The 17358-nt window shown below is 64.0% G+C and carries 14 protein-coding genes; 10 read left to right on the top strand and 4 right to left on the bottom strand.

Going from position 1 to position 17358, the window contains the following annotated elements:
- The first annotated feature begins 124 nt into the window (after window positions 1–124).
- The 3 genes from ACW4TB_RS13305 to ACW4TB_RS13295 are packed head-to-tail and all read left to right on the top strand — an operon-like array spanning window position 125 to window position 4290.
- On the top strand, window positions 125–751 hold the full coding sequence (locus tag ACW4TB_RS13305) for a DNA-3-methyladenine glycosylase family protein (RefSeq protein WP_279932756.1): 627 nt from the start codon (window positions 125–127) through the stop codon (window positions 749–751).
- Between the two features lie 30 nt (window positions 752–781).
- Window positions 782–1834, top strand: coding sequence for a bifunctional DNA-binding transcriptional regulator/O6-methylguanine-DNA methyltransferase Ada (gene ada, locus ACW4TB_RS13300; RefSeq protein ID WP_012316280.1), 1053 nt, complete (start codon window positions 782–784; stop codon window positions 1832–1834).
- A 56-nt stretch (window positions 1835–1890) separates the two neighbouring features.
- Complete coding sequence (locus ACW4TB_RS13295; RefSeq protein ID WP_012316279.1) at window positions 1891–4290, top strand: DUF3772 domain-containing protein; 2400 nt, start codon at window positions 1891–1893, stop codon at window positions 4288–4290.
- 98 nt (window positions 4291–4388) lie between these two features.
- Here the strand turns inward: ACW4TB_RS13295 and ACW4TB_RS13290 are convergent, their stop codons facing one another.
- From ACW4TB_RS13290 to ACW4TB_RS13280, 3 genes are all read right to left on the bottom strand, one after another.
- A complete protein-coding gene (locus tag ACW4TB_RS13290) occupies window positions 4389–5819 on the bottom strand; it encodes an aldehyde dehydrogenase family protein (RefSeq protein ID WP_279932759.1) in 1431 nt (476 codons plus the stop codon).
- 13 nt (window positions 5820–5832) lie between these two features.
- Window positions 5833–7335, bottom strand: coding sequence for a purine-cytosine permease family protein (locus ACW4TB_RS13285; RefSeq protein ID WP_279932760.1), 1503 nt, complete (start codon window positions 7333–7335; stop codon window positions 5833–5835).
- Between the two features lie 93 nt (window positions 7336–7428).
- Entirely contained in the window at window positions 7429–7818 is a 390-nt protein-coding gene (locus tag ACW4TB_RS13280; RefSeq protein WP_279932762.1) for a YybH family protein, read from the bottom strand.
- A 246-nt stretch (window positions 7819–8064) separates the two neighbouring features.
- On the opposite strand from ACW4TB_RS13280, the gene ycaC reads away from it, so the two are divergent.
- From ycaC to ACW4TB_RS13245, 7 genes are read left to right on the top strand one after another with little or no spacing between them, the layout of a single operon-like run.
- Window positions 8065–8685: an isochorismate family cysteine hydrolase YcaC gene (gene ycaC / locus ACW4TB_RS13275; RefSeq protein WP_012316275.1), complete on the top strand. Its 621-nt coding sequence runs from the start codon at window positions 8065–8067 to the stop codon at window positions 8683–8685.
- A gap of 51 nt (window positions 8686–8736) precedes the next feature.
- A complete protein-coding gene (ppk2, locus tag ACW4TB_RS13270; protein WP_012316274.1) occupies window positions 8737–9555 on the top strand; it encodes a polyphosphate kinase 2 in 819 nt (272 codons plus the stop codon).
- 36 nt (window positions 9556–9591) lie between these two features.
- Window positions 9592–10788 (top strand): monovalent cation:proton antiporter-2 (CPA2) family protein, encoded by a 1197-nt coding sequence (locus ACW4TB_RS13265; RefSeq protein WP_012316273.1) that lies wholly within the window; start codon window positions 9592–9594, stop codon window positions 10786–10788.
- 39 nt (window positions 10789–10827) lie between these two features.
- Window positions 10828–11925, top strand: a complete 1098-nt coding sequence (locus tag ACW4TB_RS13260; protein WP_012316272.1) for an AI-2E family transporter — start codon at window positions 10828–10830, stop codon at window positions 11923–11925.
- A gap of 13 nt (window positions 11926–11938) precedes the next feature.
- The gene (locus ACW4TB_RS13255; RefSeq protein ID WP_254466533.1) at window positions 11939–13450 is read left to right on the top strand and encodes an efflux transporter outer membrane subunit; all 1512 of its coding nucleotides are present in this window, start codon (window positions 11939–11941) and stop codon (window positions 13448–13450) included.
- Window positions 13450–14535: an HlyD family secretion protein gene (locus ACW4TB_RS13250; protein WP_455828353.1), complete on the top strand. Its 1086-nt coding sequence runs from the start codon at window positions 13450–13452 to the stop codon at window positions 14533–14535. Before ACW4TB_RS13255 ends, ACW4TB_RS13250 begins: the two co-directional genes overlap by 1 nt.
- On the top strand, window positions 14525–15535 hold the full coding sequence (locus tag ACW4TB_RS13245; RefSeq protein WP_012316269.1) for a DUF2955 domain-containing protein: 1011 nt from the start codon (window positions 14525–14527) through the stop codon (window positions 15533–15535). The genes ACW4TB_RS13250 and ACW4TB_RS13245 overlap by 11 nt, the downstream gene beginning before the upstream one ends.
- A gap of 4 nt (window positions 15536–15539) precedes the next feature.
- Here the strand turns inward: ACW4TB_RS13245 and ACW4TB_RS13240 are convergent, their stop codons facing one another.
- Window positions 15540–17261: a SulP family inorganic anion transporter gene (locus ACW4TB_RS13240; RefSeq protein ID WP_279932770.1), complete on the bottom strand. Its 1722-nt coding sequence runs from the start codon at window positions 17259–17261 to the stop codon at window positions 15540–15542.
- Window positions 17262–17358: the final 97 nt, after the last annotated feature.

The following is a 17358-nucleotide window of genomic DNA, read 5'->3' as shown; positions in this document are numbered from 1 at the left end:
CAATTCTATGCGTGGATGATGGCACGGGGCAATGGTTGCCAGGAATTAGCTGCGCAAGATTCGGCGTTTCCCCGATGAGTGACTGGGCTAAGCTGGTCCTGCCTAGAACCCACTGGAGCTACGGATGATCCTGGCCGACCTCTCGCCTGAAGCCTACCGCGAAGCCACCGATTCCCTGGCCGCGCTGGACCCTGACTGGGCGCGGCACATTACTGCGACCGGGCCGTGCCTGCACCAGGCGACACCGGGGCGTGAGCCGTATGAGGCGCTGGTACGGGCGATTGCCTACCAGCAGCTGCATGCCCGTGCGGCCGAAGCGATACTGGGGCGATTGCTGGCGCTGTTTCCTGACGATGGGTTTCCCGCGCCGAGGCAGTTGCTTGAGGTGGCGCCGGAAACGATGCGTACCTGTGGGTTTTCCGCGAGCAAGCTGGCGACAATCCACGGTATTGCCCAGGCCGCGCTGGACGGGGCGGTGCCGTGCCGGGAAGAGGCATTGGGCATGAGCGACGAGGCCTTGATCGAGCGCCTGGTTGCCTTGCGCGGCGTGGGCCGCTGGACTGTCGAGATGCTGCTGATCTACAGCCTGGAGCGCTCGGATGTTTTGCCGGTGGACGATTTTGCGGTACGGGAGGGGTATCGTCGCCTCAAGGGGCTGGGCAAGGCACCGACGCCGGCGCAGATGCGATCGCTGGGCGCCGGGTGGCGTCCGCACCGCACGGTGGCAGCCTGGTATCTGTGGCGGGCCTGAGACGAATCAGCTTGGTTGAGGCATACCGCAATGACCCCCTACACCACTGACGACCAACGCTGGCAAGCCGTCTATACTCGCGACGCGGCAGCAGCAGGCCATTTCGTCTACGCCGTGGGCACCACCGGCATTTATTGCCAACCCGGCTGCAAATCGCGCATGGCCAAACGCGAGAACGTCGAATTTTTCACCGATGCCGCCGCCGCGCAGGCCGCAGGCTATCGCCCCTGCCGGCGCTGCCAGGCCAAGCCGTCGAGCATTCGCCGCTGCGAACTGGTAGCCCGCGCCTGCCGCCTGCTCGAAACCCCCGACAACCCGCCCAGCCTCGGCCAGCTCGGTACACAACTGGGTGTCAGCCCGTACCACCTGCACCGCCTGTTCAAGGCCGAAACCGGGCTTACGCCAAAGGCCTATGCCGCAGCCTTCCGCGCTCGGCGCCTGCGCGAGCGGCTGGGTGAGGGGAAAACATCGGTGACCGATGCCATCTTTGATGCCGGGTACAATTCCAATAGCCGTTTCTACGAAAGCGCCGATCAACGCTTGGGCATGCGCCCGCGTCAGTACCGCGCCGGTGGCGCGGGTACGGCCATTCATTTCGCTGTGGGGCAGTGTTCACTGGGGGCGATCCTGGTGGCACAGAGCGAAAAAGGCATCTGCGCGATCCTGTTGGGTGATGCTCCTGAAGCGCTGCTCGAGCAATTGCAGGATCAATTCCCCAAAGCTCGCCTGATCGGCGGCAATGCCGAGTACGAACGACTGGTGGCGCAGGTGGTGGGCTTCGTCGAGGCGCCTGCCCTGGGCCTGGACTTGCCTCTGGATGTGCAGGGCACCGCGTTTCAGGAGCGGGTCTGGCAAGCACTGTGTGAGGTTCCGGTGGGCGGCCGGGTAAGCTATACCGAGATCGCCGAGCGCATTGGCGCGCCCAAAGCCGTGCGCGCAGTGGCCATGGCTTGCGCGGCCAACCGTATCGCCGTGGCGATTCCTTGTCACCGGGTGGTGCGCCTTGACGGCGACATCAGCGGCTACCGCTGGGGGGTGGAACGCAAGCGGCAACTGCTGGACCGAGAAACGGCACTCTCCTGAACGCCCCAAGCCGCGTAGAATCCACCGCCAAATCGAATTGTGAAGAGGAATGTTCGATGAGGCGTGTCAGCCTTGCCCGATTTTACCTGGTGGTAATGGCCCTGATGCTGGCGCTTGCGTCGCCGGCCTGGTCGGCTTCCGTGCCGGTTGCCAACCTGGTTGCCAGCGAGCTGCCGGTGCTGGATGAAAACGCAAGCATCGAGCAGTTGAGCGATAGGCTCGACCAGATTCGTCAGGGCGTAACCAGCAACGCCAATGACGATCTGCTCTCGCAACTGCGCATGGCTACCGTGCAGGTCCAGCGACAGGCCGATGCGCTGAGTACCTTGCGCGCAGCCGACGCGCAGAAGCTCGACGACAAGCTCAAGGTCATCGGCCCGGTACAGAAAGATGAAGCCCCAACCCTGGCCTTGCAACGCAAGGAGCTGGAGGCGCAGAAAAAGTCGGTGCTCGCCGAGCAGGATCAGGCCACCAAGCTGACCCAGTCGGCGCGCGACCTGTCCACGCAAATCGTCAACCTGCGCCGTAGCCAGTTCAACTCGCAAGTTACCAGCCGGGCGGCCAGTCCGCTGAGCCCGGCCTTTTGGCAGTCGCTGATCCGTCCTACCGAGGACGATGTGATGCGCCTGCGTGATCTGCGCGGCGAGGCCGCCGATGCCGTCGCCAGCGCCTTCAGCGCTGAACACCGCGGGTTCTTCATCACTAGCCTGGTGGCTGCGATCCTGGTCTGGACACTGGTCCGCCTGGTTCTTGAGCGCCTGCTCGCTGCAGCCATGATCCGCTGGCTGCCCGAAGGCCGCCTACGCCGAAGCGCACTGGCCTTGAGCGTGAGTCTGGCCACCTTGGGCACTATCGCCGGCGCCGTTTCGCTGCTGCGTTGGGGCCTTCAAAGCAGTGCCATGCTGGGCTCGGACATAGCCAGCCTGACCAACCACTTCCTCATGCTCGTGGTGTTCAGTGCCTTCATCACCGGCCTTGGCCGGGCCATGTTGATGCTGCAACGGCCTTCCTGGCGTTTGCCGCCGATCCCCGACGAAGTGGCCAGTGCTCTGGGTTGGTTCCCCAAGTTGCTGGCCCTGGCACTGATGGTGATGCTGACCTTCGAGCGCATCAACAGTGTGATCGGCACCAGCCTGGCGCTGACTGTCGCCACCAACGGCCTGACCGCGCTGGTGGTAGCCGCCATCTTCTCCGCGGCGCTCATACGTTACCGCCGGACCTTGCGCAAACATGAGCTGGCGCGCCCGACCGGCCTGGCAGGGCTGATCCCGTTCGTGATCGTGGTCTGGGTCGGGCTTATCGTGCTGACGCTGCTGGCCGGCTACCTCACCCTGGCCTACTTCCTCACGGCCAAGCTGCTGTGGATCAGCATGGTCGCCACCTGCGCCTACCTTTTGACCACCTTCCTGGCTGATCTGTGCGAAACCCTGCTGTCGCCGCGTCAACCCGGCGGCCTGGCACTGGCGTCGTCGCTGGGCCTGGCACCACGCCACCAGGCCCAGGCCAGCACCATCCTGACCGGTGTCAGCCGCACGGTCCTGCTGTTCCTGGCAGTGATGCTGGCGTTGATGCCGTCGGGCACCAGCCCCGGCGAGTTGCTGATGAGCCTGGGCGACTGGGACGGCACCGGTGGCAAATTGCTCGGCAACCTGAACATCGTGCCGCAGGACATCCTGCTGGCCGTGGCGATGCTGTTAGGCGGCATGCTCGGTATCCGTGTACTCAAGCGCTGGCTGAGCGAGCGCCTGCTGCCGGAAACCGACATGGACGCCGGCATGCGTGCCTCGCTGGTAACCCTGGTCGGTTACCTGGGCTTCCTGTTCCTGGCCATGCTTGTGATGTCGACCCTGCGCATCAACCTCACCAGCCTGACCTGGGTAGTCAGCGCGCTGTCGGTGGGTATCGGCTTCGGCTTGCAGCAGATCGTGCAGAACTTTATCTCAGGTCTGATTTTGCTCACCGAGCGCCCGGTCAAGGTGGGCGATTGGGTGAGCCTGGCCGGCGTCGAGGGTGACATTCGCCGGATCAACGTGCGCGCCACCGAGATCCAGATGTCCGACCGCTCTACGGTGATCGTGCCCAACTCGCAGTTCATCTCGCAGAACGTGCGCAACGTGACCATGGGCAATGCCTTGGGTGTGGTGGGCATCACCCTGACCTTGCCGCTGGAGACCGATGCCAACCAGGTTCGCGACCTGCTGCTGACTGCCTTTCACGAGCATGAGGCGATCCTGGATGCGCCGGCTGCGTCGGTAACCTTCAAGGACCTGACTACCAGCGGCATGGTGATCAGTGTCAGCGGCTATGTGGCGGGGCCGCGGCAGGTGTCGGGGGCGCGCAGCGACCTGCTGTTCACCATCCTGGGGCGTTTGCGGGATGAGGGCATTCCCCTGTCTTCACCGCAGAGCATGGTGCTGGTGCAGGAGGGCGCGCGCCCGGCTGACGAGCCGGCGTAACACCCCAGCGCGCAAGCCGGCCCCTCAGGTGCTACGTCAGGCCCCAGAGTGGGTGTCGGCTTGCCGGCGCTTGGGCCGCCTGGCGGCCTCTAGGGCAATCAGCCCAGGCACCGCGTCACATGCTTGACCGACAGGTAGCCCGACAACCCCCAAGGCCCGAGCTCCCGCCCGATGCCGCTACCCTTGGTGCCGCCCCAAGACGTCTCGACGAACACCGCTTGCACCGAGTTGATCCACACATGCCCGACTTCCAGCGCATCGGCCACCCGCTCGGCGCGCTCCAGGTCCGCTGAGCAAACGGTGGCGACAAGGCCGAAACGGCTGTCGTTGGCCTCGGTAATTGCCTGTACTTCGGTCGAGAATCGACGCGCACACAGCACCGGCCCGAAGATTTCTTCATTCCACAGGCGGCTGTCCACCGGGACGTCGGCATACAGCGTCGGGCTGACAAACCAGCCGTCGCGGTCCAGTGCTTTGCCACCGGCCAGGCACTGCAGGCCTTCTTCACGGGCTGTGGCAAAGTAGCTGGCGACCTTCAACCATTGCGCCTGGCTGGTCAGCGGGCCCATGTCCACTTCTTCCGTCAGTGGGTTACCGACGCGCAGCGTTTCCAGTGCCTGCTGCAGGCGTGGCAGCAGCGCATCGGCAATGCCATCGTGTACCAGCAAGCGCGAGGTGGCCGAGCACATTTGCCCAGCGTTCCAGGTGATGCCGGCGACGATCCACTCTACCGCCTGGTCCACATCGCAATCATCGAACACCACGATTGCCGATTTGCCGCCCAACTCCAGGGTCACGGGTCGGCACTGTGCCGATGCGCTGCGCATCACCTGGCTGCCGACGCTGTTGCTGCCGGTGAACGACAGCTTGTCCAGGCCGCTGTGGCTGCTTAGTGCGGCGCCAGTCTCGGCCTTGCCGTTGACAATGTTCAGCACGCCGGCAGGCAGGCCCAGGGTATCTGCGATCTGGCCGTAGGCCTGCTCGATCAGCGGGGTGACTTCCGAAGGCTTGAGCACCACGGTGCAGCCTGCAGCCAAGGCCGGTGCCAGCTTCCATGCGCTGGTCACCAGCGGGAAGTTCCACGGCACGATCAGGCCAACCACACCCACCGGCTCCAGCCGGGTGCGGGCGGTGAAGCCCGGTGCGGCCAGCGCCACTTCGCGATTCCTTTCCGGCAGTTGCTCGGCCAGGTCGGCGTAATAAGCGAAGGTGGCTATGGCATCGTCCAAGTCGATTTCGGCCTCATGGCGAGGCTTGCCGTTGTTGCGCATTTGCAGGTTGATCAATGCTTCACGGCGTTGCCCGAGCTGCTCGGCAAAACCGCGCAGGTAGGCCGCACGCTCGTTGGCGCTGACCTGCTTCCAGGTGGGCAGGGCTTCGCGCGCCGCCGCAACGGCCAGGTCGACCTGGGCAACGCTGGCGGCCATCAGTTCGGCGAAAGGTTGGCCCAATGCAGGGTCATTGACGCTGATGCAGTCGCTGCCCTGGCCTTCGACCCAGCGGCCGGCAATGTAGTGGGAAGTGGTCATGATCGTTATCCAGTCAGGCCATTTCGGCCGGGTTCAGCACCGGCATGTGCGCGGTGCTTTTGCAGCGCACCCAGCGCGGGCCGTTGGGGCCATACACACCAGCAGGTTCAGGGAAAAGGTTGAGCAGCAGCAGGTAAAGCACACCGGCCATGCCCAGGGTCACCGGCAGGCTCACGTCGATGCCGCCAGCCAGGTCGCCCTGCGGGCCGACGAACTGCCCAGGCAGGTTGACGAAGCACAGGCCTACCACCGCGCTGGGGATCCACGCCCCCATGCCGCGCCAGTTCCAGCCATGCAGGAACCAGTAGTGGCCGCCGCGTTGGCCGCGGGTGAACACTTGCAGGTCGTCGGCGTGGTAGAAGCCGCGGCGGGTGATCAGGCCGAGAATCATGATCACCATCCACGGGCTGGTGCAGGTAATGATCAGCACGGCGAAGGTCGAAACGCTCTGCACCAGGTTGAAGGTGAAGCGGCCGATGAAGATGAAGGCAATGGCCATTACCCCGATCAGCACGGTGGCGCCCGCGCGGCTGAGCAAGCGCGGGAACACGCTCGACATGTCCAGCCCGGTGCCATACAGCGCAGTTGTGCCGGTAGACATGCCACCGATCACCGCGATCAGGCACACCGGCAGGAAGAACCAGCTAGGCGAAATCGCCAGCAGGCCACCCACGTAATTGTTGGCGGCGATGTAGTCCGCGGCCTGGGTGGCCACCAGGGTGGCGGTGCACAGGCCGAACAGGAACGGGATCAGCGTGGCGGCCTGGGCGGCGATCACTGCCAGCATGATGCGCGCCTTCGGCGTTTGCCGTGGTATATAGCGCGACCAGTCGCCGAGGAAGGCGCCAAACGATACCGGGTTGCTCATGGCCAGAATCGCCGCGCCGACGAAGGCCGCCCAGAATCCGGCCTGACCAAGGTTCACGCTCCCGGCGTAGCCCGCATCGAACGGGCCGGCGAAGGCGAAGATACCCAGCAGGAACAGCAGGCTCGAGGCCCACACGGCAACCTTGTTGACCCACAGCATGAAGCGGAAGCCGAAGATGCACACCACCAGCACCAGCATGGCGAACAGGCCGTAGGCCAGGCCCAGGGTCAGGTCGGTTTCGGGCAGCCCGGCCAGGCGCTTGGCGCCGCCGACCAGGGCATCGCCGGAACTCCATACCGACAGCGAGAAGAACGCCACGGCGGTGAGCAGCGACAGGAACGAGCCGACGATGCGCCCATGCACGCCGAAGTGCGCGCCCGACGACACCGCGTTGTTGGTGCCGTTGAGCGCGCCGAACAAGCCCATGGGCGCAAGGATCAGCGCACCTACGCCGACGCCGAGCAGGATCGCCCAGACCCCGGCCTGGAACGACAGCCCGAACAGTACCGGGAAACTGCCCAGCACTGCGGTGGCAAAGGTGTTGGCACCGCCGAAGATCAGGCGGAACAGGTCCAGGGGGGAGGCGTCGCGTTGATCGTCAGGGATCTGTTCGACGCCATTGGTCTCGATACCGGTCGAGTGGCTCATGGTGATGCTCCAGCGCGGTTGTTGTAGGCCGGCGCGGTGCGCGGGCCCTCTTGTGGGTGCGATGGCAGGGCGGCAGGGCCGCGTAAAGGTGAATCAGGCTACGGTGACGACCGACAGATGCTCATGGCAGGCCAGCCAGCGTTCACCGTGGCGGCGGAACACGATGGTTTCGCGCTCGGCCAGTCGGTGCTGCTCGCCGGCGATGCGGATGTGCGTGGCAACATCGTGCATGAAGATCGCCACATCACCCTGCAGGCTTACCTGCGCATTGCTCGAAAGGCAGCCGAGCACGGCAAAACCGTCGGCCTGCCATTGGGCCCAGAGGTCTTCGTAGGCGCCGCGCGACAGCAGCGGTTGCGCCAAGGTGTGGAAAAGAAAGGTGGCGTCTTCGCTGAAACAGGCGAAGTAGCGGGCGGTGTCGTTGCTGGCGAAGGCGGCTACGAGGTCGGCGGCGGCCTGCCGTACCTGAAGTGTCTGGTCCACGGGAGTGGCCTCACGGTTATTGTGATTGTGTTGAAGCGATTCTGGTGGGGGTTGGCGGGGGAACAAATCGCTGGGGGGAAATAATTAGTTCAGGAATTTGTGAAGTGATTGCAGGTACACGCTTGGCAGACGTTTGATCTCAGGAGGAGGTGTCATACCCAGAAGCGAACCGACTGACGGTCTTACCCACCCCCCATCCTTGCCTACGCTGAAACTCCCACCCCAACGTTAGCAAGGAGATCGGTCATGGCCTTCCAATACAAGCGTCTGGACAAGAGCAACACTGCGGTTTTGCTGGTCGATCACCAGACCGGCCTGCTGTCGCTGGTTCGGGACATCGACCCCGACCGTTTCAAGAACAACGTGTTGGCGCTCGCTGACCTGGCCGAGTACTTCAAGCTGCCCACCATCCTCACCACCAGTTTCGAAACCGGCCCCAACGGGCCGCTGGTGCCCGAACTCAAGGAGCAATTCCCTGACGCTCCCTACATCGCCCGGCCGGGCAACATCAACGCCTGGGACAACGAAGATTTCGTCAAGGCGGTGAAAGCCACCGGCAAGAAGCAGTTGCTTATCGCCGGCGTGGTCACGGAGGTCTGTGTGGCCTTCCCGGCGTTGTCGGCGCTGGAGGAGGGCTTCGAGGTGTTCGTGGTTACCGATGCCTCCGGCACCTTCAATGAGCTGACCCGTGATTCGGCCTGGCGGCGGATGGAGGCAGCCGGGGCGCAACTGATGACCTGGTTCGGGGTGGCCTGCGAGCTGCATCGCGACTGGCGCAATGATGTTGAAGGGTTGGGCACGTTGTTCTCCAACCACATTCCCGACTACCGCAACCTGATGACCAGTTACAGCAAGTTGGCCAAGTAAAACGGCAGGGATCGACCATACTCACTGTTCATTCGCCCCAAGGAGCGTGTCATGGCCAAGCCGTCCAGGAAGAAAGACTTGCAGGCGCCTGTCGAGAAGCTGGGTGGCAAGGCCTATGACAAACAGCTGAAAAACCTGCATGTGGAATTGGTGAAGCTGCAGGAATGGGTCGTGGCCAAGGGCCTGAAGGTGTGCATCGTGTTCGAGGGCCGTGATGGTGCTGGCAAGGGCGGTACCATCAAGGCCATCACCGAGCGGGTCAGCCCACGAGTGTTCCGTGTGGTGGCGCTACCGGCGCCGACTGAACGGGAAAAGTCCCAGATGTATGCCCAGCGTTACCTCAACCACCTGCCGGCAGCGGGGGAGGTGGTGATCTTCGATCGCAGCTGGTACAACCGCGCCGGCGTTGAGCGGGTGATGGGCTTTTGCACCGACGAGCAGGCCGGCAAGTTCCTCGCGGTGGTGCCCTTGCTGGAGAAACTGATGGTCGAGTCGGGGATCATCCTCATCAAGTACTGGCTCGAAGTCAGTGCCCAGGAGCAGACCCGCCGCCTGCAGGACCGCATCAATGACGGCCGCAAGGTATGGAAACTCTCTCCCATGGACCTTAAGTCCTACACCCGCTGGGACGAATACACCCTTGCCCGCGATGAGATGTTCGCTGCCTCCGACTCATCGTGGGCACCGTGGTTCCTGGCCCACTCTGACGACAAACGCCGTGCTCGCCTGAACATCATCAGCCATCTGCTTTCGCGCATTCCCTACAAGGACGTTACCGGTGACAAGGTAGTGAAGCTGCCCAAACGGGGCAAGATCGGCAAGTACAAAGCTGTAGCCTATCCCTTCAAAGTGGTCCAAGAGCGTTTCTGATTCCCTCACTGCGCATGGTCGCAAGGGTACGAACCTATGCCACATGATGGCAGCCTGCTGCAGGCTACAGTGGTCTTCCTGCTGGCCGTGGTACTTCTGGTGCCACTGGCGCAGCGTCTGAAGATGGGGGCGGTGCCTGGCTATCTTCTTGCCGGCATTCTGATCGGCCCTTCGGTATTTGGCCTGCTTGATAACCCAGGCAACGTGGCACGGATTTCGGAGATCGGTGTGGTCATGTTGCTGTTCGTGATTGGCCTGGAGCTATCACCACAGCGCTTGTGGACCATGCGGCGGGCGCTTTTTGGTGTCGGGACGCTGCAGGTCGGGCTGACTGCCTTGGTGCTTGGCTTGCTGGCGTACGCTGTGTTTGGCCAGTCGAAACCGGCGTCCATCGTTCTGGGGCTGGGTCTTGCCCTGTCGTCCACCGCGTTCGGCCTGCAGGTGCTGGCCGAACGCAAGGACCTGGGCAAACCGCACGGCCGCCTGGCCGTGGCCATCCTGCTGTTTCAGGACATCGCTGCCATACCGCTTATTGCCGTGGTGCCGTTGCTCGGCGGTGATGTCAGCACTACCGATGAGCGCGCTTGGCCGCTGCTGGCGGTGTCACTTGGCATTGGCCTGGTGATCGTCAGCGGCCGTTACCTGATGACGCCGGTGTTCAGATGGACAGTCGGGTCAGGCCTTCCTGAGCTGTCGACCGCCACCGCCTTGCTGGTGGTGCTGGGCACGGCCTGGGTGATGGAGCATGTGGGCGTATCCATGGCCTTGGGCGCTTTTCTTGCCGGTGTACTGATGGCCGAGTCACCGTTTCGCCACGAACTGGAAACCCAGATCGAGCCGCTCAAGGGCCTGTTGCTGGGGTTGTTTTTCGTCGGGGTGGGAATGAGCGCCGATTTGCGTCTGCTGTTCGGCATGCCTCTGGCCGTGCTGGGGCTGACGTTGTTGTTGGTGGGCATCAAGTTGCCGCTGCTCTGGGGGTTGGGCCGGCTGGCGGGTGGGCTGACTCACCCGCAGGCGCTGTGCCTGGGGGTGGTACTGGCATCGGGCGGAGAGTTTGCGTTCGTCGTTTTCAAAATGGCGCACGAACATCACGTACTGACTCAACAGGTGCACGACCTGCTGGTGCTCGCGATCACCCTGTCGATGGCGGTAGTGCCGCTGGTAATGATGGCCCTGGCGCGGCAGCTGCCTGAGCGCGATATCTCGCACCCTGCACCCAGAACGGACCACTGAATCGCGCCTCCTGGCGCACTGAGCACGAGGAGATGAGTCATGCAGCCGAGTATCAAACTGGACAGCGCCCGGTCACGGGGCCTGCTCGATGTGCTCATCAAGGCAGGCCTGGTGGCTGCCCTGGTGCTATTTGCCTTTCAGGTTTTCCAGCCGTTTCTGGAGTTGATGCTGTGGTCGGTGATCCTGGCGGTGACGTTGTATCCGCTGTACCAGCGCATCAAGCGTGGTTCAGGTTTCAAGGACGGCTATGCGGCGACACTGGTGGTGCTACTGGTGCTGGTGGTATTGCTGGTACCGATCTACCTGGTGGTGATGTCCATCGGTGAATCGGTAGACCACCTGGTGTCGCTGATCAGGAGCGACAGCTGGAGCGTGCCGGTGCCGCCCGACTCTGTGGCCAACTGGCCACTGATCGGGCCGAAAGTCCATGCGCTGTGGCTGTCAGCCTCCGAGAACCTGGCCGATGTGATTGCGCAATGGATGCCCCAGCTCAAGAGCGCCGGGCGTACGGCATTGGGTGCGGCGGCCAGTGCCGGCGGGGCCTTCCTGCTGTTCGTCGGTGCGATCATCATTTCCGGCGTGATCATGGCTTTTGGTGATCGTGGCGAGATCGCAGCACAGCGCATCGCCATGCGGATTTCTGGAGAAGAGCGGGGCAAGCCGCTTGCCACGTTGTGTACCGCTACCATTCGTGCGGTGGCGCAAGGGGTGATCGGCATCGCCTTCATCCAGATGCTGCTGATCGGTGTGGGCTTCGTGATCAAAGGCGTACCAGGTGCCGGCATGCTCGCCATTCTCATCCTCATGCTGGGGATCGCCCAGGCCCCGGCGACGTTGATCACCTTGCCGGTGATCATCTACGTACTGAACGTCGAGGGCTTCACCGTGGCCACTATCGTGTTCGCTGTCTACACCTTCGTCGCCGGGCTTGCCGACAACGTTCTCAAACCCTTGCTGCTGGGCCGCGGGGTGGATGTGCCAATGCCGGTTGTGTTGATCGGTGCGCTGGGCGGCATGGTGGTCAAGGGCATTATCGGGCTGTTTCTCGGCCCGGTGATCCTCGCTGTGACCTACGTGCTGTTCTGGCAATGGGTGGCCTTGCAGGTGCCGGAGCAACCTGCGCCGCCGGCAGCCTGAGCCAAGGCCTGCCATGCCCAGGCGCTGCTGTGGGTTGAGCCTGCTGATGGTGCTGGCCGGTTGCACCCAGGTCGGCCCGGACTATGAGACGCCCCGGCACGCGTGGCTGGGCAGCTGGAGTACGCCATTGCTCGAGCAGGCCCAGCGCAGGGCTGCGCAGCCGGAGCTGCGCCAGTGGTGGGCAGTGTTTGCCGACCCGGCCTTGGACGCACTGATCGCCGAGGCCGACGCCAATAACACCAGCCTGCGCGTGGCCGGCCTGCGCGTCGCCGAGGCCAGGGCGCAGTTGGCCATCGTCCAGACCGGGCGTTATCCACAGTTGCAGCAACTGCGCGGGCAGAGTCTGTACCTCAAACAGGACCAGTCCGGCACCGCCAGCGCCCGCGATTCGGTGTTCTGGCAGTCCAGCGCGGGTTTCGATATCGGGTGGGAAATCGATTTCTGGGGGCGTTTCAGCCGCGCCATCGAAAGCGCCGATGCCGCTTATTTCGCGTCCCAGGCCAATTACGCCGACGCCATGCTGCTGATGCGTGCGCAGGTGGCCGACACCTACTTTGCCCTGCGCACCGCCGAGGCGCGGCTGCAGATCGCAACGGAAAACGCCAGGCGCCAGGCGCGTAGCCTGGAAATTACCGAGCGGCTGTTCCGCCACGGCGAGAACGACGAGCTCGACTGGCAGCAGGCGCGTACCCAGTACCTGGCAACTCAGGCCACGATTCCCGAGTTCGAAAACCAGCTCAATGCCTTGCGCAATGTGCTCTGCGCGTTGCTTGGCAGACCGCCCGGGCCACTGCCGCAGCTGGCTGCGCGGTACGGCCAGTTACCGCTGCCGGACCGGGCTGTGTTGCAGGACGTGCCCGCCAGCCTGCTGCAGCGGCGCCCCGACATTCGTGCCGCCGAGCAAGCCGTGGCGGCGCAGTCGGCACTCGTCGGGGTGGCCACCGCGGATCTTTATCCACAGCTGAGCCTGCTGGGCAGCATCGGCTGGACTTTCGTATCGGCCAATCAACTGCCCAACACCTTCGACCTGGCTGCCGGGCCAAGCCTGATATGGAGCCCCTTCGACTACGGCCGCCGCAAGAATGCCGTGCGTGTCGAGGATGCGCGCCTGCAGCAGTTGATCGAGCTGTACCAGCAAGGGGTGCGTGAAGCTGCGCGTGAGGCCGATGACGCCGCCAGTGGTCTGGTGCGTTCGCTGCAGAGCGCCAGCATTCGCCAGGACGCCTCGCAGGCCGCTCAGCGCTCGCTGAACCTTGCCAGCGCCCAATACCAGGAAGGCTTCGCCGATTTCCAGCGCGTGCTCGATGCCCAGCAACTGCTGTTGCAGCAGCAGGACGGCTACCTGGTCAGCCGGGGGAACGCAGTGAGCAGCCTGGTGACGCTGTATAAAGCGCTGGGCGGTGGTTGGGACAATCAGCGCAAGCCCGTTGACCCGGCCACCCGCCAGCAGATGGAAAACCGTACCGATTGGGGTGACCTGCTGGACGAGCCGGCCCCCGCCGACCCTGAACAAGGTGAGCCCTGATGAGCGACGCCGTGGACACGCCCCCTGACCGCGCCATGCACTGGGTGTTGGTGCTGATCATAGTGAGCCTGGTCTGGTACCTGCTTGCCGACCGGTTCACGCCTTACACCCAACAGGCTCGTCTGCAAGCCTATGTGGTGCCTGTGGCCGCTGAGGTTGCCGAGCAGGTCAAGCGCGTGGCGGTGGGCAACAACCAGCAAGTGCGCCAGGGTGATGTGCTGTTCGAGCTGGACCAGGAGCAGTACCGCATTGCCCTGACCCGCGCCCAGGCAGATCTGGATACGGTACGCCGGCAGATTGGTGCCAATACCGCTGGCATTGACTCGGCCCAGGCCGCCTTGGTAGCGGCTCAGGCCAACGAGCGCAAGGCCCGCCAGGATGCCGAGCGGCTCAAACGGCTGATCGAAGAAGACCCAGGTACCGTGTCGGTACGTCGCCTTGAAGGGGCGCAGGCAACCCGTGACCAGGCCATCAGCCAGGTGGCGGCAGCGCGCGCGGAAGTCGAACGGGCGCGGGAGCAGCAAGGCGGGGTGGAGGCGGACAACGCGCAACTGCGCAGTGCGGCGGCCAATGTGGAAAAGGCCCGGCTGGACTTGGCCCGCACCGTGGTGCGCGCCGATGCCAATGGGCTGATCACTGACCTGCGCACTGACGTGGGCCACTACGTTCCCGCCGGCAGCGCGATGATGACCCTGATCGCCATCCACGACGTGTGGATAAGCGCCGACATGACCGAGAACAATCTCGGCCGTCTGCGCCCTGGTACACCGGTGCTGGTGGTGCTGGACGCCATCCCCGGTAGGGTATTGCAAGGGCATATCCGCAGCATCGGCTATGGCGTGAGCGTGGGGCAGGGCACGCCGCCGGGTGCCTTGCCGACCGTACAGAACAGCCGCGAATGGCTACGCTCGGCGCAGCGTTTTCCGGTGATCGTCGAGCTCGACCGAGACCAACTTGCAGACAGGTCCGGGCTGCGTGTGGGCGGTCAGGCCGAGGTCATGGCCCTGCCCGGCGAAGGTAACCCTCTGAACCTTCTAGGGCGCGTGTTCATGTGGCTGATGAGCTGGCTGTCGTATGCCTATTGAGCTGCGACGCCTGCGTGCGCTGCGCCTGGCCTTAGGCGTGGCGCTATGCCTGGTAGCGAGTTTTGGCCTTGGCCTGCCGGTGCCCATACTTGCGCCGGTATTCGCGGTGCTGTTGTTGGCCATGCGCAGTGAGCCGTTGCCGATCAAGGCGGCACCGATGTTGGCAATACTGGTGTTGCTGAGCTGTGGCAGCGGCCTTTTGCTGATACCCATTTTGCGCCATGCGCCGGTGAGTGGCGTGTTGCTGGTCGGCGTGGGGGTATTTCTGGTGTTGCGCTATGCGCTCAAGGGGGGCAACGGCTTGCTTGCCAACCTGTTGGTGGTTGGCCTGACCATGATTGCGGCTGCCGGTACCAGCGATTTCACCCTGGCGCTGATGGTGGTCGAGGCGATGGCCAAGGGCATGCTCCTGGCGGTGCTGGGGACGGCGTTGGCCCATGTGCTGGTTCCAGAACCTGCGAATGCGCCTGCGCAACCTGCGCCGCCATTGCCCGATCGCGCCGATGTCGGCTGGATAGCCTTGCGTGCCACGCTGATCGTCATGCCGGCGTTCCTGCTGGCGCTGATCGCGCCCGACGCGTTCATGCCCCTTATCATGAAGGCGGTGAGCCTTGGGCAGCAGGCTGGCGAGACCCGGGCCCGGCATGCCAGTCGTGAGCTCATCGGCTCGACGGTGCTGGCAGGGGTGTTGGCGATGCTCATGTGGGCAGCATTGAGCGTGTTCGTGCACCTGTGGATGTTCTTCCTGTGGGTGCTGCTGTTCACGCTTTGGCAGGGGCGCAGGCTCTATGGCGTGGCAAGCACGCGGCACAGCCCTGCGTACTGGGTGAGTTGCCTGACCACCCTGCTTATCCTGCTGGGGCAGTCAGTGCAGGACAGTGCAGCCGGCCAGGACGTCTATCGGGCGTTTGCGGTTCGCATGGCGTTGTTTCTGGCCGTGTCGCTGTACGCCAGTGCCTTGCTGATATGGCTCGACCGGCGTCGGCTCAGGGCCGTTTAGCGACTCAAGGCTTCCAGTCCACTCCGGTGTCCTGCAGATAAGCATCCACCGCAGCGCCGACAGTGGGGTGAAACGCCGTCTCGCCCATGTGCTGGAGCAATTCGAACCGTTTCATCTTGTCTTTCACCGGGTCCTTCATCTCGGCGAACTGCAACTCGACTCCCCGGGCCTCCAGCGCCCGGTCGAGTTCGGCCAGCATGTCCGCCGAAGTGATATCGATGCTGGTCACCGGTTCCGCTGCAATCACCAACCGCTGCACGGGGGTAGGCGACTCATCCACCGCCGCCAGCACCGTGGCCTGAAACTGCTCGGCATTGGCGAAGAACAGCGGCGCATCCCAGCGCAGCAGCACCAGGCCCGGTATCCGGCGAGCCTGTGGATAACGCTGCACGTCATGGTAGCCGCGGGTGCCGTCGACCCGCCCGAGCACCGCATGATGCGGCCGCCAGCCATCCCACAGGAACTCGATCACCGAAATCGCCACGGCAATGCAGATGCCGGGGATGGCGCCGAACACCGCAACCCCCACGAAGCAGGTGAACGACAGCCAGAACTCCCATTGCTGCATGCGAAAGATGCGCTTGAGGTCGGCGAACTCGAAAAGCCCCATTGCCGCCGCGATCACCACTGCGGCCAGTGCACTGGTGGGCAGGTATTGCAGGAGGTTGGGCGCGACCAACAACAGGATTGTCACAGCCACCGCGCCGATGATGCCGGTAAGCTGGGTCTTTGAGCCGGCCGCCTCAGCCACCGGAGTGCGCGATGAGCTGCTGCTGATCGGGATGCCCTGGAACAGCCCGGAGGCCAGGTTGGCCACGCCCAGGCCGAACATTTCCTGGTTCGGGTTGACCGGTGTTTTCAGGCGCGCCGCGTAAGTGCGTGACAGCACGCTGGTATCGGCGAACGACACCAGTGCCACGGCTATGCCGCCCAGCAGGACCTCGACCAAGTCGATGCCGGTTACCCATGGGAAGGTGAAGCTGGGCAAGCCCTGGGGTAGCTCACCGAGTACTTTCACGCCCATCTGGTCGAGGTCGAACAGGCTTACCGCCAGGGTGGCGAGTACCACGGCGATGAGGATGCCCGGTAGGCGCTTGTAGGGCTTGAGCAGCAGAATCAGCGCCAGGCTGGCGCCGCCTACTGCAAAGCTGGGCCAGTGTCCCTGGCCGGCGATCAAAGTCTGTGCCAGCTGCCACAGATCGCGCAGGGGCCCCTGGCTGTCGATCGAGAGGCCGAACAGCTTGGGCAACTGGCTGATCAGCACGGTGAGCGCGATACCGTTCATGTAGCCGTAGCGGATAGGCTTGGACAACAACTCGGTGATGAAGCCTAGCCGCAGCAGCCCAGCGATCACGCAGAAGGCGCCGGCCACCAGGGCCATCAGGCTGGCGATGGCGATGGCTCGCAGGGGGTCGCTGGCAGCGTACTGCACCACCACGGCCAGGATCGGCGCGGCCAGCGCTGAATCCGGGCCGAGCACCAGGATTCGGCTGGGGCCGAACAAGGCGTAGGCCAGCAACGGAACGATGGTCGCGTACAAGCCGTAGATGCCGGGTACACCGGAGGCTTCGGCGTAGGCGATGCCCACGGGCACCAGCATGGTGGTGAGCACCAGCCCGGCAGCGATGTCCTTGGGTAGCCAGGCGAGCTGGTAGTGCATCAAGGTAGCCAGCCCAGGAAGCCAGCGTTGCCAGTCGAAGCCGGGGCGGGGAGGTGTTTCATGCATGGTGGGGGCTCCAGGGCGGAGGACGCATGAACGTGCTTTTTAGCGGGCTGGCCCGAATGGGCGCTACTGCGGCAGCCCCCCAGACGTAAGCCAATTA

Source organism: Lelliottia jeotgali, from assembly GCF_977070485.1.
Note: the sequence above shows the minus strand (reverse complement) of the source record. Positions and strands in the feature narration are given on the sequence as shown.

Excerpts from the sequence above, each read along its gene's own strand:
- ACW4TB_RS13245 (WP_012316269.1), top strand. The coding sequence starts at position 14,525 with ATGCCTATTGAGCTGCGACGCCTGCGTGCGCTGCGCCTGGCCTTAGGC.
- ACW4TB_RS13295 (WP_012316279.1), top strand. The coding sequence starts at position 1,891 with ATGAGGCGTGTCAGCCTTGCCCGATTTTACCTGGTGGTAATGGCCCTG.
- ada (WP_012316280.1), top strand. The coding sequence starts at position 782 with ATGACCCCCTACACCACTGACGACCAACGCTGGCAAGCCGTCTATACT.
- ACW4TB_RS13265 (WP_012316273.1), top strand. The coding sequence starts at position 9,592 with ATGCCACATGATGGCAGCCTGCTGCAGGCTACAGTGGTCTTCCTGCTG.
- ACW4TB_RS13290 (WP_279932759.1), bottom strand. The coding sequence starts at position 5,819 with ATGACCACTTCCCACTACATTGCCGGCCGCTGGGTCGAAGGCCAGGGC.
- ppk2 (WP_012316274.1), top strand. The coding sequence starts at position 8,737 with ATGGCCAAGCCGTCCAGGAAGAAAGACTTGCAGGCGCCTGTCGAGAAG.
- ycaC (WP_012316275.1), top strand. The coding sequence starts at position 8,065 with ATGGCCTTCCAATACAAGCGTCTGGACAAGAGCAACACTGCGGTTTTG.
- ACW4TB_RS13305 (WP_279932756.1), top strand. The coding sequence starts at position 125 with ATGATCCTGGCCGACCTCTCGCCTGAAGCCTACCGCGAAGCCACCGAT.
- ACW4TB_RS13240 (WP_279932770.1), bottom strand. The coding sequence starts at position 17,261 with ATGCATGAAACACCTCCCCGCCCCGGCTTCGACTGGCAACGCTGGCTT.
- ACW4TB_RS13285 (WP_279932760.1), bottom strand. The coding sequence starts at position 7,335 with ATGAGCCACTCGACCGGTATCGAGACCAATGGCGTCGAACAGATCCCT.
- ACW4TB_RS13250 (WP_455828353.1), top strand. The coding sequence starts at position 13,450 with ATGAGCGACGCCGTGGACACGCCCCCTGACCGCGCCATGCACTGGGTG.
- ACW4TB_RS13255 (WP_254466533.1), top strand. The coding sequence starts at position 11,939 with ATGCCCAGGCGCTGCTGTGGGTTGAGCCTGCTGATGGTGCTGGCCGGT.
- ACW4TB_RS13260 (WP_012316272.1), top strand. The coding sequence starts at position 10,828 with ATGCAGCCGAGTATCAAACTGGACAGCGCCCGGTCACGGGGCCTGCTC.